This is a genomic window from Mycobacterium sp. NPDC049093, assembly GCF_040704635.1.
Classification (GTDB): Bacteria; Actinomycetota; Actinomycetes; order Mycobacteriales; family Mycobacteriaceae; genus Mycobacterium.
On sequence record NZ_JBEZJS010000003.1, the window covers coordinates 315157 to 337833 of the forward strand.

Sequence of the window (22677 nt, forward strand, 5' to 3'; positions counted from 1 at the left end):
CTCAACCGAATTCGGCATCACGCCGTCGGTGTCAGCTCCGTGTCGGCATTGGCGACCAACTTCTCGCACAACTTGTCGGCGAGCCCGCGGACGGTGGTGATGTCCGCCGGGCTGATCCGCACCCCGGTTTCGGTCTCGATCCTGGTCCGTACCTCGAGGTTGCCCAGTGAGTCGATGCCGTATTCGGCCAGCGGACGATCCGGATCGATCGAACGACGCAGCAGCACGCTGATCTGGTCGGAGACCAGCCGGCGCAACCGCGAAGGCCATTCGTCCTGCGGACTGGCGTACAACTCAGTGAGGAACCCGCTGGCGTCGGAATCCCCGGAACTCGCGGGACGGAACGACTCGGCGAACGGGACCCGCTTGGCGAAGTCGGCGAGCCAGGACACCCCCACGATCGGGGTGTAGCCGGCGTAGCCACGGTTGTGCCGCAGCATCGTCTCGAACGCGTGGGCGCCCTCGTCTGGCGCGATCGCCGAATCGGAGGCCTCGGCAAAACCGGTGCCCTTGCCGATCTCGGTCCACGCACCCCAGGCGATGGCGCTCGACGGCAGTCCCTCATTTCGCCGCCACTGGGTGAATCCGTCCAACCAGCTGTTGGCGGCCGCGTACGCGCCCTGCCCCGGTGAGCCCACCAGGGCGGCAGCCGACGAGAAGCAGCAGAACCAGTCCAGCGACTCCGACCGCGTCGCCTCGTGAAGGTTCCACGCGCCCACAGCCTTTGGTGTCCAATCTCGGGTCATGAGGTCGTCGGTGATGTTGGTCAGCGTGGCGTCTTCGACGACCGCCGCCGCGTGCAGGACACCACGCAGAGCCAGTCCGGTGGCCGTCGCCGCCGACACCAGGGCGGCGGCAGTGGCGGGATCGGCGATGTCGCCGGTGACCACCTCCACCTCGGTACCGAGGCCGCGGATCCGGTCGAGCTCGACCAGTGCTTCGGCGGACGGCTGGGACCTGGCGTTGAGCACGATCCGGCCGCAACCGGCCGACGCCATCTTCTCGGCGAGGAACCGTCCGAGGCCGCCGAGGCCGCCGGTGATCACATAAGCCCCGTCGGCGCGGAACACCGGTGCGTGCTCGGGCGGCACCACCGCCGTATCGGAGCCCGACTCCGGGATCTTCACGACGAGCTTGCCGGTGTGCCCGGCCGCATCCATCAGTTCCATCGCCGTGGCCCATGCGGTCAGCGGATAGGTGCTGATCTCCGGAAGCGGCAGCGCGCCTTCGGCGAGCTTGCCGAACACTGTCTGCAGCAGTCGGCGGACGACGTCCGGGCGACGCTGGCTCAGCGACGACAGATCGACCGCGTGGAACGACAGGCCCTCTCGGATCATCTCCGGTGTGAGGGTGGCGTCACCGCGAAGGCCAGCCACTCCGGTCTCGACGAACCGGCCGCCGAAGGCGAGCAGTTCCAGTCCGGCACGCTGCCCGGACCCGGTCAGCGAATTGAGCACGACGTCGACACCGTATCCGTTGGTGTCGCGGCGGATCTCATCAGCGAAGCTCAGCGTGCGCGAGTCGTAGACATACTTGATGCCCATGTCGCGCAACAGTTGCCGACGTTCGGGACGACCCGCGGTGGCGAACACCTCGGCTCCGCATTCGCGTGCGACCGCGATGGCTGCCAGGCCGAGGCCTCCGGTTGCCGAATGGATCAGCACCTTGTCCTGTGCCGATATCCTCGCCAACTCCCGCAGCGCGTACCACGCGGTGGCATGCGCGGTGGGCACCGCGGCGGCACTGTCCATCGCCAGCTCATCGGGGAGAGCGACGGCCAGGTCGGACGCGCACGTGACGAACGTGCCCCAGCAACCGGTCGCCGCCACGCCGGCCACCCGGTCGCCGACCTTGTGGTCGGTGACATCGGGTCCGACGGCCGTGACGACGCCGGCGAAATCGCGGCCCAGCGCTGCGGACTGCTCCGCCAGACCGGGATACCGGCCCGACGCCGCCAGAACGTCCACGAAGTTCAGGCTCGATGCGCTGACCCTCACCTCGATGCAACCGGGCTCGGGCGCCGGACGCTCGAAGGTGGTCAGCTCCAGCGAACCGAAGTCCCCTGGGGTCCGGATGCTCAGCCGCACCGCATCGGTGGACAGGTCGACCGTGGTGGACAGCCGCTCGTCGGCAGCCAACGGGCTGGCGCCCAGCCGCGCGGTGTACCACCGACCGTCGCGCCAGGCGGTCTCATCCTCGGGACTGCCGGTGAGCAGCTGGCGCGCAATGTCCTTGGGATCGGTGCGCTCGTCCACGTCGATCTGCGTCGCGTGCAGTTGCGGCTGCTCATTCCCGATCACCCGGACCAGTCCGCGCAGCCCGATCTGGTCGAGGTTGAGCCCGTCGCCCGGCAGCACCGACTGCGCGCCACGCGTGACGAGGTGGAGTCGGGGAGCCTGGTCGTCGACATCGATCAGTTCACGCACGATGTGGACCACCCGCTGGACCAACCCGAGGCCCCGGGACGCCGACTCCCGGTCCCCCGTTTCGGCAGCGCCGGCCAGCACCAGGACGACGTCACTGTAGGTCTCGGCACCGAGGTGTTTGCGCAGCGATTCGGCGTTGGCGGATTGGTCAGCCCCATCGGGCCAGACCACTGTCGACACGTCGCCGAGATCGGGTTCGAGCGCGTCGGCCAACTCCGTGGTCAGCAGATCCGAGCCGTCGGACGTGATGAACAACCACTTGCCCGTCCCCGATGTCCGGGCCTCCGGCAGTTCCTGCTCGTGCCACTCGACGGCCAGGAGGCGCTCGTTGAAGATGCGTTCCCGCTGACCGCTTTCGGTCATGCCGGTGCCGAGCCGCAGGCCACGAACGGCGAGCAGGACCTCACCGTCCTCGTCGAGCAGATCGAGATCGGCTTCCACGCTGGTGGCGTCGGCGTTGGTGACCTGCAGCAGGCAGTAGTGCGCCGAACGCGTCGACCCGGACGCACGCAGGCTGCGCACGCCGAGCGGGAGCAGCAGACCGCCCGGATCCTCGCCTTCGGCGTACGCCGCGACCGACTGGAAGCACACGTCGAGCAGAGCCGGATGGATCTGGTAGGCGCCCTGCTGGGACCGGATTGCGCTGGGCAGTGCCACCTCGGCCAGCACACTGGTGACGGGACCGTCGGCGGTAAATGCCGCCGCGAGGCCGGAGAACGCCGGCCCGTACTGAATACCCTTGTCCCCGAACCATTTACGCAATGCATCGCCCTCGACACGGCGAGGGTGGGCCGCCTTGAGTTCGGTCAGATCGAGTCGGGTCGGCGCCTCTGAGGGCTCCGCCTCGACGATCACCGCCGCGGCACGCCGGATCTGTTCGCCGGCCCCGGCTGTCTCGACCAGGAACTGCACTGCCCCCTCGGGGGTCACCTTGGCCTCGGCCGAGACCACGGTCTCGGCGTCGAGCAGCAGCATCTGCTCGAAGGTGATGTCGCGTACCTCGCAGGCATCGCCCAACAGTGAGCGACCGGCGACCAACGCCATCTCGCAGTACGCGGCGCCCGGAAGCGCGGCCACGTTGTGGACCTGATGGTCGGCCAACCACGGCTGGGCCTCGACGCCGACGTCGGCCTGCCAGACATGGCGCTCGGGATCCTCGGGAAGTACGACATGCGCACCCAACAGCGGATGGACGCTGAGCAGATGTCCACCGCCCGGAAGGTGCTCGCGAGCGTCCCGGCTGACGGTCAGGGGCAGACGAGTCCAGGTGGGCAGGGGTGCGTCGGCGAGCGTGCCCGTCGGGTACAGCGTCGCGAAGTCGACTGCGGCGCCTGCGCTGTGCAGGTCACCGACGTACTGCAGCAGACCGGTGGGCATCTCGGTCTCGCGCCGCATGCTCGGAAGTGCCGCGATGTTGATGTCCAGGCTGCGGGCGACCTGCTGGGCCGGGTGAACCAGCAGCGGGTGCGGAGAAAGCTCACCGAACACGCGGTAGCCGTCCTCGAGGGCGGCCTGCACCGCAGCCGAGAACCGTACGGCGTGGCGCAGATTGTCCACCCAGTAGTCGGCGTCGGTGTAAGGCTCGTCGCGGGGGTCGTACGACGTCGACGAGTAGTACGGAACCGTCGGCGTGAGCGGCGTCAGGTCACTGAGCACCTCGGCGAGTTCGTCGAGGATCGGATCGACCTGCGGCGAATGCGATGCGACGTCGACCGCGACCTCGCGGGCCATGATGTCCCGCTGTTCCCAGTCGGCGACGAGTTCCCGGATGCGTTCAGTGGTTCCGCCGACGACGGTGGACTTCGGCGAGGCGATCACCGAGATCACCACGTCCGTGATGCCTCGGGCGGCGAGCTCGGACAGCACATGTTGCGCCGGCAGTTCGACCGAGGCCATGGCGCCCGAACCCGAGATCCGGGTCATCAGGGCCGACCGCCGGCAGATCACCCGCACGGCGTCCTGCAGCGACAACGCCCCCGCGACCACGGCGGCCGCGGCCTCGCCCATCGAGTGGCCGATCACCGCTCCGGGCTGCACTCCCCTGGACTTCAGTGCAGCCGCGAGCGCGACCTGCATCGCGAAGATCGTCGGCTGCACCCGGTTGATGCCCTGGACCGGCTCGGAATCCGAAATCGCCTCGGTCACCGAGAAGCCCGACTCTGCGGCGATGAGGGGTTCGAGTTCGGCGATGGCCGCCGCGAAGGCGGGCTCGGTGGCGAGAAGCTGCGCACCCATCCCGGCCCACTGCGAACCCTGGCCGGAGAACAACCACACCGGTCCGCGCTCGCCGGTCCCCACTGCCGGCTCGTAGACCGCGTCGCCCTCGGCGACCTCCCGCAACGCTGCACCGAGTTCGTCGGCAGTCGCCGCCGTCACCGTCGTCCGGAACGGCCGGTGAGCGCGGCGCCTCGTCAGCGTGTAGGCCAGATCCGGCAAGGGCTGGTCGCCGGCCTCGTGGATCAGCCAGTTGGCCAGTCGGCCTGCGGTCCGCCGCAGCTCGTCGGCCGAGGTGGACGACACCGGGAACATCATCGGCTCGCCGTCACCGGCCGGCGCACCGGCGGGCTCGGACCCGGCAACGGGCGCCTGCTCGAGCACCGCGTGCACGTTGGTACCGGACAACCCGTAGGACGACACGGCGGCGCGTCGCGGGTGTTCCCCGGCGACCGGCCACTGCATCAGTTCGGTCGGGACGACCAGCGAGCTGTTGAGCCGGGCCATCGCCTCGGGAAACTCGGTGAAATGGAGGTTGGCCGGAACGGCGCCGTGCTGCAGGGCGAGGACGGCCTTGATCAGACCGATCGCCCCGGACGCCGACTGCGCGTGACCGATGTTGGTCTTCACCGACCCGAGTGCGCACGGTCCGTCGGTGCCGTAGACCGCGGCCAAACTGGCGTACTCGATCGGGTCGCCGACGGGCGTTCCGGTTCCGTGGGCCTCGATCATGCCGACGGTCACCGGATCGACCGCCGCGGCCGCCAGCGCCGCGCGGTAGACCGCGCTCTGCGACTCCTCCGACGGGGTCGCGATGTTGATCGTGTGGCCGTCCTGGTTGGCCGCGGTGCCGCGGATCACGGCGAGCACCCGGTCACCGTCGCGCTCGGCATCGGCAAGACGCTTCAACAGCACCATGGCGACGCCCTCGCCCGAGACGAACCCGTCGGCGCCGACGTCGAACGCGTGGCAGCGACCGGTGGGCGACAGCATTCCCTGCGCCGAGCCCGCCACCATCTTCTTCGGATCGAGCAGGAGTGAGGCGCCGCCGGCCAGGGCCAGGTCGCTCTCCGATTCGTGCAGGCTCCGGCATGCCATGTGGATGGCCAGCAGGCCCGATGAACAGGCCGAGTCGACCGTCAACGCGGGTCCGTGCACGCCCAGTGCGTAGGCGACACGACCCGACGCCAGGCTGAAGTTCGTTCCGGCGAAGCCGTAGGCGCCGTCCAGCGCGTCCGCCTCGGCAGCGACCATCTGATAGTCGTTGTGCGTCATGCCGAGGAAGACGCCGGTCGACGAACCGGAGATGTCGCCGGGAGCCCGGCCCGCGTGCTCGAGGGCCTCCCATGACGTCTCGAGCAGGAGTCGGTGCTGCGGGTCGATGGACGGCGCCTCACGCTCGCCGTAACCGAAGAAGTCGGCGTCGAATCCTGCGACGTCGTCGAGGAACGCACCCCACTTGGACACTGAACGCCCCGGCACTCCGGGCTCCGGGTCGTAGTACTCGTCAGCGTCCCAGCGATCCAGCGGGACCTTGGTGACGAGGTCATCGCGCCGCAGAAGTGCCTGCCAGAACGCGGCCGGTGAGTCGATCCCTCCGGGCAGACGGCAGCCCATGCCGATTACGGCAATCGGGGTGACTGGTGTCTCGGCCAAGTTGGCTCACCTCTCTCGATGCGATCGATCAGCAAAGCGTCGATCAACATACTTAGAACGCGGAAAAGAATGTGCGCTACGTCGCCCTCGACGCACGGTACCGAATCCCCGTATCCGGTACGAGTCGTTGCCAACGCGGGTCCGTAGCCTAGCGCGTGGACCAACTGGATGTTGGAAACACCCGATCGCAAAAACGGTCACGCGTTCGCTACACCGACCAATTCTTGGGAAATGTCAGTACCCGCCAATTTCACCAGCGAGGCGCCGAACTCGGACGGTGGGCGCCTGCCATGGTTCACCAATATCGCTGCGCACCAACACTATTCACCACCAGATAGAGTAGCGCCACGGTGCAGGAGAAATTATCCCGCTAACTAACTCCGAGCTGATTTCAGGCGCAAAGACAGGCTTTCACAGGTTGTCCATAGTTTGAAAACGGTGTTCGGTTCACCACTCACAGTTAATTCATAGGGCAGCTGGCAATAGTTAGCTGGCTACCGACACGCAAACTATCGGTTCCGTAGTTGAACCGAATTCATGTTCCATCGCCCGGGCCGACGAAAACGGTACGAATGTGTACCCAAATCCCACATCAGCTAATGGCCATCATTGACTATGCAACGTCATAACCAGCATGGATCACTACGAAGGTGGAAATTGTCGCAACACACGAGACGTAGACGTACCAAATTCCGGCGCCAGGACAGGCCGACTGAGATCCAGCCCACGCGACACGCGAAGGGGTGACAGAAACCACAATGTGTCTACCAAGGCAAATCTGCCGAGGTTAACGGTGGACAGGCGCTGCAACCACGGGAAGGGCATCCCATATATGGGACATAGTGTGATGTATATCACTGCAGGTAGAAGCGGTACGCCGCCGTTCCTGTCCCGCGCTCAAGCCCCCGCAACGAACGGAGCCGACCTGTTGGTGCAACAGGTCGGCTCCGGGGTGTCAGGTGAGAACTATCCCGCGACGGGCTTCGGTAACTCGTACGGCGCCGCACCGAGGTTCGGCACCGCCTCGAATCCCCGCTCGCGGGCACGAGCCACGTCCTTGCGAATCAGCGCATTCAGACCGACGAAGGCGGCCATGTCCAACACCATCGGAGTCAGGAGGCGGTTGTGCACAAACCCGATCGCCAGCCCGCTGGCCGGGTCCGCCCAACCGACCGACCCGCCGAGCCCGACATGGCCGAATCCGGGCATGATCCCGAACGGCACCGAGTGATAACCGAGATGGAAGCCGAGCGGCACCCCGAGATTGCGGTCCGGGCGTATACCGGGCGGACCGGCCAAACCGCCAACGATGCGCTCAGACAGGTAGTCCGCGCCACCGATGCGGCCGTGGTTGGCGATGGCGCCGTACATTCTGGCCAGGCCACGCGCCGTGGCGACACCGTTGACGGCGGGCGCCTCGGCGTCCAGAAACGGGGTGTCGCCCTGAACGAGGGACATCACGCCGGGGAAGTACATGGAACCGAAGGCGCCGGAGAAGTTCAGCGCCGCGATCCGCGGGGCCATGAAGTCGAAGACCTGGTTGGGCCAACGTCGTTGCGGAACCAGAATCTGTGCGGCCCGGGTCGGGGCGTCGGCCGGCGGACGCCCCAGATGCAGGCCGTCAGTTCCCAACGGCTCTGCCAACTCGGTCCGGAACAGCTCGCGCATGCCCTGCCCCGTGACCGCGCGGGCCAGACCCGACAACAGCCAGCCATAGGTGAGCGCGTGATAGGCGGGTTTGCCGAACAGAAGTGAGTTCACCGGCGCCGCTGCGACCCGGCCTTCCATCACCTGGTGATCCAACAGATCGGCTTTGCTGACGCCGTTGAGCTGAGACAGCCCCGCCTCGTGCGCCATCACCTGTCGCACCGTGACCGCGGATTTGCCATTGGTCCCGAATTCAGGCCAATACTCGCTCACCGGGGCGGCGTAATCGATCAGACCACGATCAACGAGGCGATGGATGACCGTCGAGGCCATGCCCTTGGTCGCGGAGAACACCATCGCGCCCGTGTCGGCCGTCCAATGTCGGGTGCCGTCACGGTCCGAGTAGCCGGTCCAGACGTCGACCACCGGTTGACCGTCTTGGAGAATCACCAGTGCCCCGCCGCCGTACTTCCGGCCCGGGAACAGCTTCGAGAACCCGCGGACCGTGCAGGAGAAGTTCCTGTCCGCCGCGCCTTGGACGCCGTGTGGAAGCGCCTCGTCGCGCTCCCCGTTGTGATCGGTCACACACTTGAATTTACCTGGCCCCCCGGCAAATTCCACAGGCGTTACCTACCTGTTAGCCGGAGCCCGGCCACCGGGTCAGGAACTCGGCTTGTCATCCACCTTGAAGTCGATCTTGACCTTCTCGGACTCGACGTTTTTGACCGTAGCCGTAACGCCGTACTTGGTGCCGTTCTTGTCTGTCAGCACACAATGCTGGGTCGCTCCCACCTTGCCGACGATGCCGTCGTCGCAGGTCACAGACTTGGCCTTGCGCTTGGCCGCGGCTTCCAGGTTCTCCTTCGCCATGGTTTGCAGCTTGGACTTGGCCACCGTGGGTGCCGGGGCGGTCGATCCGCCGCCGCCGCAACCGGTCAGGACAGCACCGCCGACCATCGCGGCGGCCACGAGCACACGCAGTTTCACGTTCACGTCCCTCATCTCCGGGTCAGCCCAGCCTTTCACTGTCATCCGGCCGCGTCGAGAATTTCCTGCGCGGCCAGCGCCGGAGTCAGTTCACCCTCGCGCACCCGGCGCTCTACCTCGTCGCGGATACCGCGGACACCGGGATGCGACATCACACGGTCCAGCACGGTGTCTCGCACCATCGACCAGGTCCAATCCACCTGCTGCGCGCGTCGCCGAGCCTCGAACTCGCCCGCCTCGGTCAGCACCTCACGGTGCTTGATCACGGTGTCCCACAATTCGGCAAGCCCGTGGCCTTCGATCGCGCTCATCGTGAGAACCGGTGGCCGCCATAGTGTTTCGCGGGGATAGATGAGACGGATCGCGCCCGTCAGTTCGCGCGCAGCAGCCTTGGCCTCGATTGCGTGCTCGCCGTCGGCCTTGTTGACGACGATGACGTCGGCCAGCTCCAGCACACCTTTCTTGATGCCCTGCAGCTGGTCACCGGTGCGGGCCAGGGTGAGAAACACGAACGTGTCGACCATGTTCGACACCGTGACCTCGGACTGCCCGACGCCCACGGTCTCGACCAGGATGACGTCGTAGCCGGCGGCCTCCAGCAGAACGATGGTCTCTCGGGTGGCCTTGGCCACCCCGCCGAGCGTCCCGGACGTCGGCGACGGCCGGATGTAGGCGTCCGGGTGAACCGCCAGTTTGGCCATCCGGGTCTTGTCTCCCAGGATCGAGCCACCGGTCCGGGTCGACGAAGGATCCACCGCCAGAACCGCCACCCGGTGGCCTGCCTCGATGAGGTACATGCCGAGGGCTTCGATCGTCGTCGACTTGCCGACGCCGGGAACCCCGGTGATGCCGATGTGTTGAGCTTTGCCCGCCTCAGGCATCAACTCCAGCAGCAACTGCTGGGCCTGGTCACGACGGTCGGCCCGGGTGGATTCCACCATCGTGATGGCGCGCGCCAGGGCAGCTCGGTCGCCGCCCCGGATGGCCTCCGCCAGTTCCTGCACCGAGAGGGCCATTGCTAGCTCAGCTGGTAACCGAGCCGGTCTGCCAGCTTCTGCAGCAGGCCGATGGCCGCATCGGCGATCACGGTGCCCGGCGGGAAGATCGCGTTGGCCCCGGCGTCGTAGAGCTCGTCGAAGTCCCCGGGCGGGATGACCCCGCCGACGACGATCATGATGTCGGGCCTGCCCACCTCGGCCAGCGCGTCGCGCAGCGCGGGTACCAGGGTCAGGTGCCCAGCGGCCAGTGACGACACCCCGACCACATGCACGTCGTTGTCGGCGGCCTGACGGGCCACCTCCTCCGGGGTCGAGAACAACGAGCCCACGTCGACGTCGAAACCGATGTCGGCGAACGCCGTTGCGATCACCTTCTGCCCACGGTCGTGCCCGTCCTGGCCCATCTTGGCCACCAGGATGCGGGGCCGACGACCGTCGGCCTCGGCGAACTTGGTCACGAGCTCCGTCGCGGTAGACATTCCGCCGACCTTCCCCGCTCCCCCGATTTCGTCCCGGTAGACGCCCGAAATAGTACGGATCTCGGCCTGGTGCCGCCCGTACACCTTCTCCAGGGCGTCGGAGATCTCGCCGAGGGTGGCGTTGGCGCGGGCGGCGTTGATGGCCAGGGCCAACAGGTTGTTACCCAGTCCGTCCTCACCTGCAGAACCCGTCGCCTCGGCGGCCCGGGTCAGCTCGGCCAGCGCGGCCTGCGTCGCCGACTCGTCGCGGTCGGCCCGCAGCTGCTGCAGTTTGGCCAGCTGTTCGGCCCGCACCCGGCTGTTCTCGACCTTGAGGACCTCGATCTCCTGGTCCTCTTCCACCTGGTACTTGTTCACACCGATCAGCGGCTGGGCACCGGAGTCGATCCGCGCCTGGGTCCGGGCCGCGGCCTCTTCGATGCGAAGCTTCGGTATGCCGTCACTGATGGCCTGCGCCATGCCGCCGTGCTCGTTCACCTCGTGGATGTGAGCACGTGCCTTGTCGGCCAACTGATGCGTGAGCCACTCGACGTAGTACGAACCGCCCCACGGGTCGATCGGCCGGGTGGTCCCCGACTCCTGCTGCAGCAGCAGCTGGGTGTTGCGGGCGATCCGCGCGGAGAAGTCGGTGGGCAGCGCCAGCGCCTCGTCCAGGGCGTTGGTGTGCAGCGACTGGGTGTGCCCCTGCGTGGCCGCCATCGCCTCGATACAGGTTCGGGCGACGTTGTTGAACACGTCCTGCGCAGTCAGCGACCAGCCCGAGGTCTGTGAGTGGGTGCGCAGCGACAGCGACTTGTCGTTCTTCGGGTCGAACTGGGCCACCAGCTCGCTCCACAGCAGGCGGCCGGCCCGCAGCTTGGCCACCTCCATGAAGAAGTTCATGCCGATGCCCCAGAAGAAGCTCAGCCGCGGCGCAAACTTGTCGATGTCCAGGCCGGCGTCAAGGCCTGCCTTGATGTACTCGACACCGTCGGCCAGCGTGTAGGCCAGCTCCAGATCGGCTGTCGCACCGGCCTCCTGGATGTGGTAACCCGAGATCGAGATCGAGTTGAACTTGGGCATCTTGGCACTGGTGTAGGCGAAGATGTCCGAGATGATCCGCATCGACGGCGTGGGCGGATAGATGTAGGTGTTGCGGACCATGAACTCTTTGAGAATGTCGTTCTGGATGGTCCCGGCCAGCTTCTCCGGCGGCACCCCCTGCTCCTCGGCCGCGACGACGTAGAGCGCCAGGATCGGCAGCACCGCGCCGTTCATCGTCATCGACACGCTGACTGTCGACAGATCGATGCCATCGAACAACTGGCGCATGTCGAGGATGGAATCGATGGCCACACCGGCCATTCCGACGTCACCCTGCACGCGCGGATGGTCCGAGTCGTATCCGCGGTGGGTGGCCAGGTCGAAGGCCACCGAGAGGCCCTTCTGCCCGGCGGCCAGGTTGCGTCGGTAGAACGCGTTGGATTCGGCAGCAGTGGAGAACCCGGCGTACTGACGGATGGTCCACGGCTGGTTGACGTACATCGTCGGGTACGGCCCACGCACGAAAGGCGGTGCGCCGGGGAAGGTGTCGAGCGGGTAGCCGGCGGCGGCCGCCTCGTCGCGGTCGGCGGCGATGTACACCGGCTTGACGTCGATCCCCTCGGGCGTGGCCCAGGTCAACTGCTCGGGGGTGTAGCCGTGCGCGGTGGCAGCTGCCGCGACGTGCGCCTCGACGGCTTCTGGAGTGGCGGGCTCACCCGCGCCTTCGCCGTGCAGCGGTACGTCCGCGAAACTTCCGATTCCAGTTGTGGCAGTCATCTCAGGCCCCCAGTCCGGTGAGCAGGTTCGACAAAGCTTCGACCGCATCGATCTTGGCGGTCAGGTATCCGTCCGGCTTCGAATCAGCCTCGGCGACCGCCTTTTCCGGGCCGGCCAGCAGGACCTGACGTACCCCGGCCGCGTGTGCAGCGGCCACCGCCGCAGAGGCCTCGGCACCGTAGCGGGCGTCACTGCCACACAGCACCGCCACCGTCGGGGCACCGGCATCGGCCACCGCCGCGGCAACCGCGGCCGCCTCGACGGTCCCGGGGTTGATTGCCTCGATTCCGCCGGACGCCAACAGGTTCGACGCGAACGTGGTGCGGATGTTGTGCTCGGCGAGCGGCCCCAGCGGCAGCAACAGAACCCTGGGCCGCGCTCCGGTCGATGCCAGGAACGCATCCGAGCGATCCCGCAGCGCCTCGAATCCGGCCGCGTACCGCGCGATGGACGACGCCGACGATCCCTGCGGGAGCGGCTGTTCGTCGAGGTTGGGGAATTCGTTGACACCGGTGATCGCGGTGCGCCGGTGTGCGACATCGTCACTGCGCCGCGCGGCGACCTCGGCGATCTGGGCTGCGATGTAGTCGCGAGCGGCGACGAACCCGCCCCGCGCCTCGATGTCCTGGAAGTGCGCCCACGCCTGTTCGGCCAACTGAGCCGTCAGATCTTCGACAAACCAGGAGCCACCGGCCGGATCGAGCACCTGACCGATGTGCGACTCCTCCAACAGCAGCAGCTGGGTGTTGCGGGCGATGCGCCGCGCGAAGCTCGCCGACGTGCCGTCCAGTCCATCCGGAATCGCCGCGTCGAACGGATGCACCTGCACGGTGTCGGCTCCCCCGACACCCGCCGCGAAGGCGGCCAGCGTGGTGCGCAGCATGTTCACCCACGGGTCGCGCTGGGTCATCATCGGCAATGAGGTCACGGCGTGGATGCGGGCGGCACCGGCGTCAACCGCGCCGACCACCTCAGCGACGCGTGCCCACAACTGCCGGGCAACCCGAAGCTTGGCGATCGTCATGAACTGGTCGTCGTCGGCGGCGTAGCGGAAGCTGATCTGCCGCAACGCATCCGGTGTGGCCACGCCGCCGTCGCTGAGAATGCGCAGGTAGGCGACCGCTGCGGCGATCGAGCCCGCGAGCTCCCAGGCGGCGCTGGCGCCGAGGTTGTGGAAGGCGGGACCGTCGACGGTGACCGCACGCACTCCCCCGGCATGGCCGGTGAGTTTGGCGACGGTGGCCAGTAGGTCCGAGTCCTCGGTGGCGGGCTGCCCCGACAGCGGTGCGGTCAGCGGGTCGGCACCGAGATCGACCGACAGTCGCGAGCGCTGGTCTTCGTCGAGGTTCTCGAGCAAAGGCAGCACCGCGTCGGCCGCTGCCACCAGATCGGTTCCAGCGCTTTCGAAGATCACCGGCACCAGGTCAAGGAACACGCCGTCGAGCAGACGGTCCAGCTCGCCCAGGGCGATGCCGCCCTCGTCGCCGACCCGCAGTGAAAGCGCGCTGGCCCCCTCGGTCAGTGCCACCAGTACCGCACCGTTGACGGTGCCGACGGCGGTGCCCGCGACGGCGGGGAAGCTCTCGACGACCTTCCAGCCGGACTTCACGTCCCGCAGGGCGTCGCCACCGCGCACAAACGGCCACTGCCCCGGCAGCGCGGACTCGGGCCGCGCATCCAGGCTCGTGTAGAGCGGCCGGATCGCAAAACCCTCGTAGGTCTGCGAATCCAGCAGGCGCTCGGGCTCGGCCGGCAGATCGGCCACGTCCCGCCGGCTGCTCTTGGCCAGCACTCCGGCGACTGCCGTCCGCCACTGCTGTCGGTCCGCCTCGACCGCGCTAGTCCCCTGTAACGACACCCGCATCTCCTGTTATCGCAGCGTGTGACCTACCTACTTGACCCTCAGGCTAAATGATCGCCATCACGGCTCTGACCGCTGGTGGGCGGACTCGCGGTTACGCCCAGCGGTGATCGGTGCCTGCGGCCCGTACTCTTGGAAGACGTGAAACCCGTCGTCAGAACCCTGCGCGTGCTGCGCGCCGCAGTGATCTCGACGGTTTCCCAACTGCCGCCCCGGCGGATCGTGGGCCTGCTGGCCGGCATTGTGATTCTTGTCGCAGTCGCCGTACTGATTCCGTTGCCGACCGCGATGCAGATGCGGGACTGGGCCACCTCCGTGGGCCCCTGGTTCCCGCTGGCGTTCCTCGGTGCGCACATCGTCGTCACGGTCTTCCCTTTCCCGCGCACCGCATTCACCCTGGCTGCGGGCCTGCTGTTCGGGCCGGTGCTGGGCGTGGCCATCGCCGTGGTGGCCAGCGCGGTGAGCGCAGTGCTCGCGCTGTTCTTGATCCGCGCCGCCGGTTGGCAGCTCAATCGGCTGGTCCCGCATCCCCGGATCGACTCGCTGGACACCCGATTGCGCCGGCGCGGCTGGCCCGTGGTGCTGTCCATGCGGTTGATCCCGGCGGTGCCGTTCTCGGTGCTGAACTATGCGGCCGGCGCGTCTGCCGTACGGGCCGTCCCCTACACGCTGGCGACGCTGGTGGGGCTGTTCCCCGGCACGGCCGCCGTCGTCGTCCTGGGCGACGCGTTGACCGGGAACATCAGCCCGGCGCTGGTCCTGGTGTCGTTGAGCACCGCCGCGCTCGGCGTGGCCGGCCTGGTCTACGAATGGCGCCTCCACCACCGCGACCAGCGCACCCAGCAGTCCGCCGACCAGGCGCACGAACGCGCCGTAACCGGCTGACGCACCCCCGACCGTTGTCGCGAGGCCGAGGCACCTTGCGAGTGCTAAACATTTGTTTACAATAGTAAACGTGAGTTCACCACCAGACGATCGAACGGCGCGGGCCCGGATTCGCGACGAGGCGTTGCGACTGTTCGCCGAACGCGGTGCCGACGCGGTGACGATGCGCGACATCGCCTCCGCAGCCGATGTTTCCCCGGCGCTCCTGGTGCGGCACTACGGCTCTAAGGATGGACTCGTGGCGGCGGTCGACGAGCACGCCGTACGAACCCTCGAGGCGGTGCTGACCCACGTCACCGAACAGACCGCACAGGTTGGCATCGGACCGTCGGCGGTGCCGACGATGCTGGAAAGTCTCGCCACCCACCTACCACCGGACTCTCCCGTGCCGGGTTACCTGAGCCGACTGCTGACAACGGGCGGCACGGTCGGATCGGCAGTGTTTCAACGGCTGTACGGCATCAGCAGGACGGCGTTGGACGGCATGGTCGCGGCAGGTGTCGCCAGTCCCGGCGAAGACCCCGCCGTGCGGGCTGCGGTCCTCATGGTCAACGACCTGGCGGTGCTGACGCTGCGGACGCGCCTCACGGAAACGCTCGGCGTCGACCCGCTCTCCGATGCCGGGATGAAGCGCTGGGCGACAGAAGTTTTCGCGATCTATCGCGATGGTCTCAAATCCTGATCGAAAGGAGACACGGCATGTCCATGACAACCGCTCTCACCAATACCGGTGCCCGACTCCTACGCAACCGCCGGCTCGTGCGAGCGCCGATCTGGCTCTACCGGATGCGCGCCGGCGCGCTGTTCGGTCCGCGGATGATGATGCTCGAACACATCGGTCGCACCTCCGGTGCCCGCCGGTACGTCGTGCTCGAAGTGGTGGGCCGGCCGAACCCCCACACCGTCGTCGTGGCCTCAGGATTCGGGGCAAAGGCCCAGTGGTTCCGCAACATTGCCGTCAATCCGCAGGTCCGGGTGTGGCTCGGCAGTCACCGTCCGGTCGCCGCCACCGCTCATGTGCTGGACCAGCAGGCTGTCGACCAGGCGCTGGCCGATTACCGCACCGAGCATCCGAAGACGTGGGAACAGTTCAAGCTCGTCCTCGAAGAGACACTCGGCCAACCGATCACCGATACCAATGCACCGCTGCCGATGGTGGAATTGCGGTTGCAGCCCGGTCACTGACAGACGTCCCTAGCCGGGTGGCGGTTGGATACGCACCTGACGCCGGGTGGGTCGGTGCGCGACCATGATGCCGACGGTCACGCACGCCTGCACGCCGCCGGTCGGTGACGGGTCGACGGTCCAATCACGTTGCCCCGCATCCTCGAACAGGGCGACCGCGTTCGCGCCGGCGCCGGTACTGAACCGGGTCTGATAACGAATTCCGCTGTGGCGGCCGGTGGCGAAGAAGGCCGCGGCCCAGGCCTGAGGCAGCTCGTATTCCGGGCACATACCGAGTTCGCGGGTCATCCCCACGAAGGAGGCCGCTCGCGCCGAACATGCGTTGGCCAACCACCGGGCGGCGGGCACCCGCACCCGCGACACCACGGTGCGGGCCGCGGCGTCGAACGTGACCACACCCTGGCGTACCAGATCGTGGCCGAAGCGCTCCCGCAGCGCGGTCGTGACATCGGTTGCCAGATAACAGGTTCCGTTCGGCGGCAGCAGATCGAAGCGACCGCTCAGGTCCGAGGAGAACCACCACGGCGACTTGCCCACGGTGTGGGCCCGGTACAACAGGTGGTCGATGCGCAGCCGGGTCCGCGGGAACCCGGAGACGTCCGGCGGTGAACCGAGCGCGGGCCGCTGACGGCTCATGCGCTCCAGCTCGCCGCGGTCTCCCGGGCCATGTCGATGACCGTTTGCGGATCCCCACCGTCGCGCAGCCAGTCCGCGGGGCAGGATCCGTCGAGTCGCTCACTGGGCGCCCGCATCCACAGCGCCGCCATCCACGGGTCATCGGCGCCGGCGGTCAGCACCGTCAGTACGTCACGCAGCGAGGGAATGGTGGCTCCGCTGTCGAGAAACTGCCACGTCGGATACACGACCCCGCCGTCGTCGAGTGGGCAGGCCAGTATCGCGTACCGCGCCACCTTCTGGTGCAGGGCCTGGCGGGTGACGCCGAGCCAACGCGTCAGCCCTGCCGTGTCGTAGAACGGCCCGGTGACCTCGTCGAACACGTGGCCCAGCGGCAATGCCGCCACCATGGCCTCGGCGATCTGCTCCGGGTCACCGAATGCCTCAGGGCCCAGGCTCGCCTCGTCGGCCCGCCGCAACCGCTCGTGGACCTTCTGCCCCACCGAACGCATGATCTGGCGCTCGAACAGTGCGAGATCGGTCATTGCGGCCTCCCAGACGCGTCAACTACGTCAAGTCTACTGCGTCAAGGAGGTCAAGCAATGAACGCGACCACTACGCGCGGTGCGCGCCACCTTCCAGTTCATTGGGCGGCATCCCCGGCGGCGTCCCCAACGACTGCTGCGCCGACGGAGCGCCCAGGGGCGGCGTGGTAGCCCGCGCCTCCGCCTCGGCCTTGGCCACGGCTCTGGCGATCTCGGGATCGGTCTCGGTGTTGAACCATTCGGCGACTTCGTCGCTGTCGTCCTCGGGCTTGGGCAGGTCTTCGTCCACCGGCGTCGGCGTGTAGCGGAAGACACCGTCCTCGCCCGGGGCGCCCAGCAGTTTGGTGAAACCCTGCAGCGCCGAACCGAAGTCGCTGGGCACCAGCCAGACCTTGTTCGCCTCGCCCTTGGCCATCTGCGGCAGGGTCTGCAGATACTGGTAGGCCAACATCTCGGGGGTGGGCCGGCCCGCCTTGATCGCGGCAAAGGTCTTCTCGATGGCCTTGGCCTGGCCCTGCGCCTGCAGATACTGGGCGGCCCGCTCACCCTGTGCGCGCAACATCCGGGACTGCCGATCGGCCTCGGCGGCCAGGATGGCGGCCTGCTTGGCACCCTCGGCGGCCAGGATCTGCGACTGCTTCTGGCCCTCGGCCTGTTTGATCGAGGACTCCCGGACACCTTCCGCGGTCAGGATCATGGCCCGCTTGTCGCGGTCGGCCTTCATCTGCTTTTCCATCGACTCCTGGATCGACGGCGGCGGGTCGATGCTGCGCAGCTCGACTCGCGCCACCCGCAGCCCCCACCGACCGGTGGCTTCGTCCAGCACTCCCCGCAGTTGGGCGTTGATCGAGTCGCGCGAGGTCAGCGTCTGCTCGAGGGTCATGCCACCGACGACGTTGCGCAGGGTGGTGGTGGTCAGCTGTTCCACACCGACGATGTAGTTGCTGATCTGGTACACCGCAGCCTGCGGGTTGGTGACCTGGAAATAGACCACGGTGTCGATGTTGAGCGTCAGGTTGTCCTCGGTGATCACCGGCTGCGGCGGGAAGGACACCACCCGCTCGCGCAGATCCACCCGAGCCCGGATCCGGTCGATGAACGGCACCAGCAGCGTCAGCTGGCCACTGACCGTGCGGCTGTAGCGGCCCAGGCGCTCGATCACCGCCGCCTCGGCCTGGGGAATGAGCGCAACTGATTTCGCCACGATGATGATCGCGAACACCACCAGCACGAGCAGCAAGATCAGCCCGGCTACGGCACCTTCCATGGTGGATCCCTCCCTCTAGGTCCTACCTTGTTTACAGAGCTACATCGTTTACAGAGCTACATCGCCTTGAAGACCACCGCGGTGGCGCCGTCGATCCTGACGACGGTCACGTGATCACCCGGTTCGTACACATCGTTGTCGTCGAGCGGCCGCGCCGTCCAAACCTCGCCGTCGAGCTTGACCTGGCCCTCGTGCTGTCCCACCCGGTCCAATACCAGCGCCGACTTGCCCTCGAGCGCCTTGACGGGTTCGGGGAGTCCCCGGCCCGCCTCGAAACGGCGCCGCAGCGCGGGCCGGACCAGAACCAGCAAAAGCACCGACACCACGAGAAACACCAGACCGTCACCCCAGAGCGGCAGGTCGAACAGCCAACTCGATCCCGTCGCGGCCAGGGCACCGCCGGCCAGCATGAGCAGGAACATGTCACCGGTCAGCGCCTCTGCCCCGGCGAGTCCCAGCGCCAGGATGAGCCAGATCAGCGGAAGCGGCATACGCACACCCTAGCGAATCCGACCCGATCGGCGACCGACAATTACACTGCCAGGATCATGTGGTGTCCAAGTGCGACTCTTTCGATGTGGGCCAACGCCTGGCTTGCCGGCGCGGCCGCGCCCGACGACGTCCTCGACGCGTTATCTCAATGGGCACCAATGCATTCTGTGACGGCCTATGACTCGCAGGCCGCCGTCCGTACGGGGCTGCCCTGGCCCGAGTTGGAGGACTCCGGTTCGGTGTCCTTGCTGCAGACGCTGCGCACCGCCGTCGGCCGATCCGGCACCCGGCCATCCATCAGGGTGGCGTTGCCGGTGCCCGGCGATGTCCGCGGGTTGCCCGCGGGATCGCAGTTCCAGCGCGACGCACTGAGCGTGGGCGAGGCGGTGCTGGTGACCCATGACGAGCTCGACGGCGTCGGGCTGGTGCCGGAGTTCGAGTATTTCGAATTCGACGACGTCGAAACCGAATCCACCTTCGAGCCCGAGCCGAGGGCGCTGTCGTGGACCGTGTACTCGCTGCCCGTTCTGCCACCGCCTCAGCACCACGATCTCGGCGAGGCCGAGTACGAGCTGCGGTCAGCGGTGCGCTCGGCGGCCGACACACTGGTCACCTTGCGCGCCGGCGTGGGCGTAGATATCGAGGACCCCCGCGGCATGGTCGAAGACATCCTCGAAGCCGGACGGATGCACCGCATCCCCGACCACGCCCCCACCCGGGCCGTGAGGGTGTTGGAGAACGCCGCCCACGTGGACGCGATCATCACCGTGAGCTCGGGCCTGATGCCGATCGGCCTGCAGAGTTCCTCGGAGGTTCAGATCGCCGGCGACGCCATGCGACCACTGGCACAGGTGGTGCGCTCGGCGCGGTTGGCCGCACTCGAAGCGATCCTGCAATCCGCTTGGCGGGACTAGCCTTTGGACGGTGTCCCGCAGCAGTGCGGTGAGCACGGCGCACCGTTGACGCTGAACCCGTAGCCGGGCACCGGCTCTGGACCGGCGACCCGCAGCGGGACCGCACCGGTGCGCAGCTCCTCGATCAACCCGGCCGCCAACCGGGCGAAACGTTCGTCGGCGTTCGGGGTGCTTGCCCGCGCGAAGGCGATGCCGGCTTCTTCGGCCTGTAACCGGAGTTCGTAGTCGAGATCCCACACCACCTCGATGTGGTCGGCGACGAACCCGATCGGACAGACGATGACCGCCCGGGTTCCGTTCTGGCCCAACACAGTCAGATGATCTGCCACGTCGGGTTCGAGCCACGGGATTCGGGGCGGCCCCGACCGCGACTGCCAGACCTGGTCGTAGTCGTCATAGCCCGCGGCGGCGGCCACCAGCCGCGTCGCGTAGCCCACCTGCCGACTGTAGAGCCCGGGGCCGTGCCGCTCATCGGCGGCGACGGGCACCGAGTGCGCGGTGAACACCAGCCGGGCCTCGTCACGCACCTCGACCGGCAACGTGGCGGCCGCCGCCGCGATCGAGTCGGCGAACATCTCCACCAACAGCGGATGGTCGAAGTACTGGCGCAGTTTGACCAGTTCCGGTGCGTCGGGACCGGCCGCCGACCGCGCCCGGGCGATGTCCTCGACGTACTGGGTGCAGCTGGAGTAGCCACCCCAGGCCGACGTGGTGAACACCGCCGCCCGCCGGATTCCGTTGTCGCGCATCGCCGCAACGGTGTCTTCGACGTACGGATCCCAGTTCCGGTTGCCGAAATAGACCGGGAGGCCGGGCAATTGGAGACGCAACTGCTCGATCAGTGCCCGGTTGATCCCGTTGATCGGCGATACCCCACCGAAATGCAGGTAGTGCTCGGCGACGTCGGCCAGTCGCTCGGCCGGGATGCCGCGCCCCCGGGTGACGTTCTCCAGGAACGGCATCACCTGCTCCGGTGCCTCCGGACCGCCGAAGGACAGCAGCAGCAGAGCGTCAAAGGGATCGGAGCGCTCCATGCTTCTAGAGCAGCTGGGTGCTGGCGCCACCGTCGGCGTAGACGATGGTGCCGGTGGTGGCGGGCAACCAGTCGGACAGCAGGGCGCACACGGTCTTCGCGACCGGCTCCGGGTCCTTCATGTTCCAGCCGACCGGCGCACGCTGATCCCAGCCCTCTTCGAGCAGCCGCATCTGGTCACCGGCTTCGGCACCGAGCGCACCGCCGACGATCGCACTCATGGCCAGGGTCCGGATCGGGCCCGCCGCAACGAGGTTGGAGCGAACACCGAACGGTCCGGCCTCACGAGCGACGAACCGGTTGACCGACTCGAGGGCGCTCTTGGCCACGGTCATCCAGTTGTAGGCCGGCATCGCGCGGGTCGGATCGAAGTCCATGCCGACGATGCTGCCGCCCTCGTTCATGATCGGCAGCGTCGCCTTGGCCAGCGAGGCATAGGAATACGCCGAGATATGGATGCCCTTGGCGACATCCTCGTACGGGGCGTCGAAGAACGGGTTGACACCCATCCCGGTCTGCGGCATGAAGCCGATCGAGTGGACCACCCCGTCGATCTTGTTGCCCTCACCGATGACACCGGAGATACGCTCGGCCAGGCTCGCGAGGTGCTCCTCGTTCTGCACGTCGAGCTCCAGCAGCGGCGCCGGCTTGGGCAGCCGGTCCGCGATGCGCTGGATCAGCTTCATCCGGTCGAACCCGGTGAGCACCAGCTCGGCGCCGGCCTCCTGGGCCACCTTGGCGATGTGGAACGCGATCGACGAGTCCGTGATGATCCCGGTGACGAGGATGCGCTTGCCTTCGAGCAAACCTGCCATTAGTGCGACTCCTTCTTGAGGAAAGTTTCAGTAGACCAATACGTTTGGGTCGGATCCAGGCGGATCAGTGACCCATGCCCATGCCGCCGTCGACGGGGATGACCGCACCGGCGATGTAGCCGGCGTCCTCGGACGCCAGGAAGCTCACCGCGCCGGCGACCTCCTCGGCGGTGCCGACGCGCTTGGCCGGGATGAACTCGAGGGCACCGGCCTGAATCCGCTCGTCCAGGGCGCGGGTCATCTCGGTGTCGATGTACCCCGGGGCCACCACGTTGGCGGTGACGCCGGCCTTCGACAGCTCCCGGGAGATCGAGCGCGCCATACCGATCAGGCCGGCCTTCGCGGCCGCGTAGTTGGCCTGGTTGCCGATGCCCCACATGCCGGAGACCGAACCGATGAAGATGATGCGGCCGAAACGCTTGCGCTGCATGCTGCGTGAGGCCCGCTGCGCCACCCGGAATGCTCCGGTGAGGTTGGCGTTGATGACGTTCTCGAACCGCTCCTCGGTCATCCGCATGAGGAAAGCGTCCTGGGAGATACCGGCATTGGACACCAGCACCTCGACCGGCCCCTGGTGCTCCTCGACCTCTTTGAACGCGCGGTCGACGGCCTCGTTGTCGGTGACGTCGCACACGACGCCGAACAGTCCGTCGGGTGCGCCGGAACCGCGGTGGGTGACGGCCACCTTGTGTCCGTCGGCGGCCAGTCGCTGCGCGATCGCCAGGCCGATCCCCCGGTTTCCACCGGTGACCAGCACAGAACGGGGAACGAAGGCCGGCCGGCCGGTGGATGTCTCGGTGTCGGCTTTCGCGACAGCAGCGTCACTCATGCCCGCCAACTTATCTCCTCACCAGCATG

Annotated in this window: 17 protein-coding genes; 4 read left to right on the plus strand and 13 right to left on the minus strand. The window is 67.4% G+C overall.

What is annotated here, in order from left to right:
- Positions 1 to 17: 17 nt before the first annotated feature.
- From pks2 to mutA, 6 genes are all read right to left on the minus strand, one after another.
- Positions 18 to 6296: a sulfolipid-1 biosynthesis phthioceranic/hydroxyphthioceranic acid synthase gene (gene pks2 / locus AB0876_RS11960; protein ID WP_526042065.1), complete on the minus strand. Its 6279-nt coding sequence runs from the start codon at positions 6294 to 6296 to the stop codon at positions 18 to 20.
- Between the two features lie 966 nt (positions 6297 to 7262).
- Entirely contained in the window at positions 7263 to 8528 is a 1266-nt protein-coding gene (gene lipL / locus AB0876_RS11965; protein WP_491839111.1) for an esterase/beta-lactamase LipL, read from the minus strand.
- A 75-nt stretch (positions 8529 to 8603) separates the two neighbouring features.
- On the minus strand, positions 8604 to 8930 hold the full coding sequence (locus AB0876_RS11970) for a DUF4333 domain-containing protein (RefSeq protein ID WP_491839110.1): 327 nt from the start codon (positions 8928 to 8930) through the stop codon (positions 8604 to 8606).
- Positions 8931 to 8971: 41 nt separating this feature from the next.
- On the minus strand, positions 8972 to 9946 hold the full coding sequence (gene meaB, locus AB0876_RS11975; RefSeq protein ID WP_491839109.1) for a methylmalonyl Co-A mutase-associated GTPase MeaB: 975 nt from the start codon (positions 9944 to 9946) through the stop codon (positions 8972 to 8974).
- A 2-nt stretch (positions 9947 to 9948) separates the two neighbouring features.
- The gene (gene scpA, locus AB0876_RS11980) at positions 9949 to 12207 is read right to left on the minus strand and encodes a methylmalonyl-CoA mutase (RefSeq protein WP_491839108.1); all 2259 of its coding nucleotides are present in this window, start codon (positions 12205 to 12207) and stop codon (positions 9949 to 9951) included.
- A 1-nt stretch (position 12208) separates the two neighbouring features.
- Entirely contained in the window at positions 12209 to 14071 is a 1863-nt protein-coding gene (gene mutA, locus AB0876_RS11985) for a methylmalonyl-CoA mutase small subunit (protein WP_526042066.1), read from the minus strand.
- Between the two features lie 138 nt (positions 14072 to 14209).
- Here mutA and AB0876_RS11990 point away from each other — a divergent pair, with 138 nt between their 5' ends.
- The 3 genes from AB0876_RS11990 to AB0876_RS12000 all read left to right on the plus strand — a co-directional run bounded on the left by AB0876_RS11990 (position 14210) and on the right by AB0876_RS12000 (position 16138).
- On the plus strand, positions 14210 to 14953 hold the full coding sequence (locus tag AB0876_RS11990) for a TVP38/TMEM64 family protein (RefSeq protein ID WP_491839106.1): 744 nt from the start codon (positions 14210 to 14212) through the stop codon (positions 14951 to 14953).
- A gap of 70 nt (positions 14954 to 15023) precedes the next feature.
- Complete coding sequence (locus AB0876_RS11995) at positions 15024 to 15635, plus strand: TetR/AcrR family transcriptional regulator (RefSeq protein ID WP_491839105.1); 612 nt, start codon at positions 15024 to 15026, stop codon at positions 15633 to 15635.
- A 17-nt stretch (positions 15636 to 15652) separates the two neighbouring features.
- Positions 15653 to 16138 (plus strand): nitroreductase family deazaflavin-dependent oxidoreductase, encoded by a 486-nt coding sequence (locus AB0876_RS12000; protein WP_208859869.1) that lies wholly within the window; start codon positions 15653 to 15655, stop codon positions 16136 to 16138.
- A 9-nt stretch (positions 16139 to 16147) separates the two neighbouring features.
- On the opposite strand, the gene AB0876_RS12005 is transcribed toward AB0876_RS12000, so the two are convergent.
- The 4 genes from AB0876_RS12005 to AB0876_RS12020 all read right to left on the minus strand — a co-directional run bounded on the left by AB0876_RS12005 (position 16148) and on the right by AB0876_RS12020 (position 19056).
- Positions 16148 to 16774 carry an RES family NAD+ phosphorylase gene (locus AB0876_RS12005; protein ID WP_491839104.1) on the minus strand — a complete coding sequence of 209 codons (627 nt, stop codon included), beginning with the start codon at positions 16772 to 16774 and terminating at the stop codon, positions 16148 to 16150.
- Entirely contained in the window at positions 16771 to 17298 is a 528-nt protein-coding gene (locus tag AB0876_RS12010; RefSeq protein WP_491839103.1) for a hypothetical protein, read from the minus strand. The genes AB0876_RS12005 and AB0876_RS12010 overlap by 4 nt, the downstream gene beginning before the upstream one ends.
- 70 nt (positions 17299 to 17368) lie before the next feature.
- The gene (locus AB0876_RS12015) at positions 17369 to 18565 is read right to left on the minus strand and encodes an SPFH domain-containing protein (RefSeq protein ID WP_055113775.1); all 1197 of its coding nucleotides are present in this window, start codon (positions 18563 to 18565) and stop codon (positions 17369 to 17371) included.
- Between the two features lie 56 nt (positions 18566 to 18621).
- Complete coding sequence (locus AB0876_RS12020) at positions 18622 to 19056, minus strand: NfeD family protein (RefSeq protein WP_064883547.1); 435 nt, start codon at positions 19054 to 19056, stop codon at positions 18622 to 18624.
- Between the two features lie 57 nt (positions 19057 to 19113).
- On the opposite strand from AB0876_RS12020, the gene AB0876_RS12025 reads away from it, so the two are divergent.
- Positions 19114 to 19971 carry an Rv1486c family protein gene (locus tag AB0876_RS12025; protein ID WP_135360059.1) on the plus strand — a complete coding sequence of 286 codons (858 nt, stop codon included), beginning with the start codon at positions 19114 to 19116 and terminating at the stop codon, positions 19969 to 19971.
- Here AB0876_RS12025 and AB0876_RS12030 read toward each other — a convergent pair.
- The 3 genes from AB0876_RS12030 to fabG1 all read right to left on the minus strand — a co-directional run bounded on the left by AB0876_RS12030 (position 19968) and on the right by fabG1 (position 22648).
- Positions 19968 to 21005, minus strand: coding sequence for a ferrochelatase (locus AB0876_RS12030; protein ID WP_491839102.1), 1038 nt, complete (start codon positions 21003 to 21005; stop codon positions 19968 to 19970). The two genes, AB0876_RS12025 and AB0876_RS12030, sit on opposite strands and share 4 nt — an antisense overlap.
- Before the next feature lie 4 nt (positions 21006 to 21009).
- Positions 21010 to 21819: an NADH-dependent enoyl-ACP reductase InhA gene (gene inhA, locus AB0876_RS12035; protein WP_491839101.1), complete on the minus strand. Its 810-nt coding sequence runs from the start codon at positions 21817 to 21819 to the stop codon at positions 21010 to 21012.
- A 64-nt stretch (positions 21820 to 21883) separates the two neighbouring features.
- Positions 21884 to 22648, minus strand: a complete 765-nt coding sequence (gene fabG1 / locus AB0876_RS12040; RefSeq protein ID WP_491839100.1) for a 3-oxoacyl-ACP reductase FabG1 — start codon at positions 22646 to 22648, stop codon at positions 21884 to 21886.
- Between the last annotated feature and the right edge of the window lie 29 nt (positions 22649 to 22677).

Coding starts and splice junctions, on each gene's coding strand:
- scpA (WP_491839108.1), bottom strand. CDS start 12,207: ATGACTGCCACAACTGGAATCGGAAGTTTCGCGGACGTACCGCTGCAC.
- AB0876_RS12030 (WP_491839102.1), bottom strand. CDS start 21,005: ATGGAGCGCTCCGATCCCTTTGACGCTCTGCTGCTGCTGTCCTTCGGC.
- AB0876_RS12020 (WP_064883547.1), bottom strand. CDS start 19,056: ATGCCGCTTCCGCTGATCTGGCTCATCCTGGCGCTGGGACTCGCCGGG.
- fabG1 (WP_491839100.1), bottom strand. CDS start 22,648: ATGAGTGACGCTGCTGTCGCGAAAGCCGACACCGAGACATCCACCGGC.
- AB0876_RS12010 (WP_491839103.1), bottom strand. CDS start 17,298: ATGACCGATCTCGCACTGTTCGAGCGCCAGATCATGCGTTCGGTGGGG.
- meaB (WP_491839109.1), bottom strand. CDS start 9,946: ATGGCCCTCTCGGTGCAGGAACTGGCGGAGGCCATCCGGGGCGGCGAC.
- mutA (WP_526042066.1), bottom strand. CDS start 14,071: ATGCGGGTGTCGTTACAGGGGACTAGCGCGGTCGAGGCGGACCGACAG.
- AB0876_RS12000 (WP_208859869.1), top strand. CDS start 15,653: ATGTCCATGACAACCGCTCTCACCAATACCGGTGCCCGACTCCTACGC.
- inhA (WP_491839101.1), bottom strand. CDS start 21,819: ATGGCAGGTTTGCTCGAAGGCAAGCGCATCCTCGTCACCGGGATCATC.
- AB0876_RS12005 (WP_491839104.1), bottom strand. CDS start 16,774: ATGAGCCGTCAGCGGCCCGCGCTCGGTTCACCGCCGGACGTCTCCGGG.
- AB0876_RS12025 (WP_135360059.1), top strand. CDS start 19,114: ATGTGGTGTCCAAGTGCGACTCTTTCGATGTGGGCCAACGCCTGGCTT.
- AB0876_RS12015 (WP_055113775.1), bottom strand. CDS start 18,565: ATGGAAGGTGCCGTAGCCGGGCTGATCTTGCTGCTCGTGCTGGTGGTG.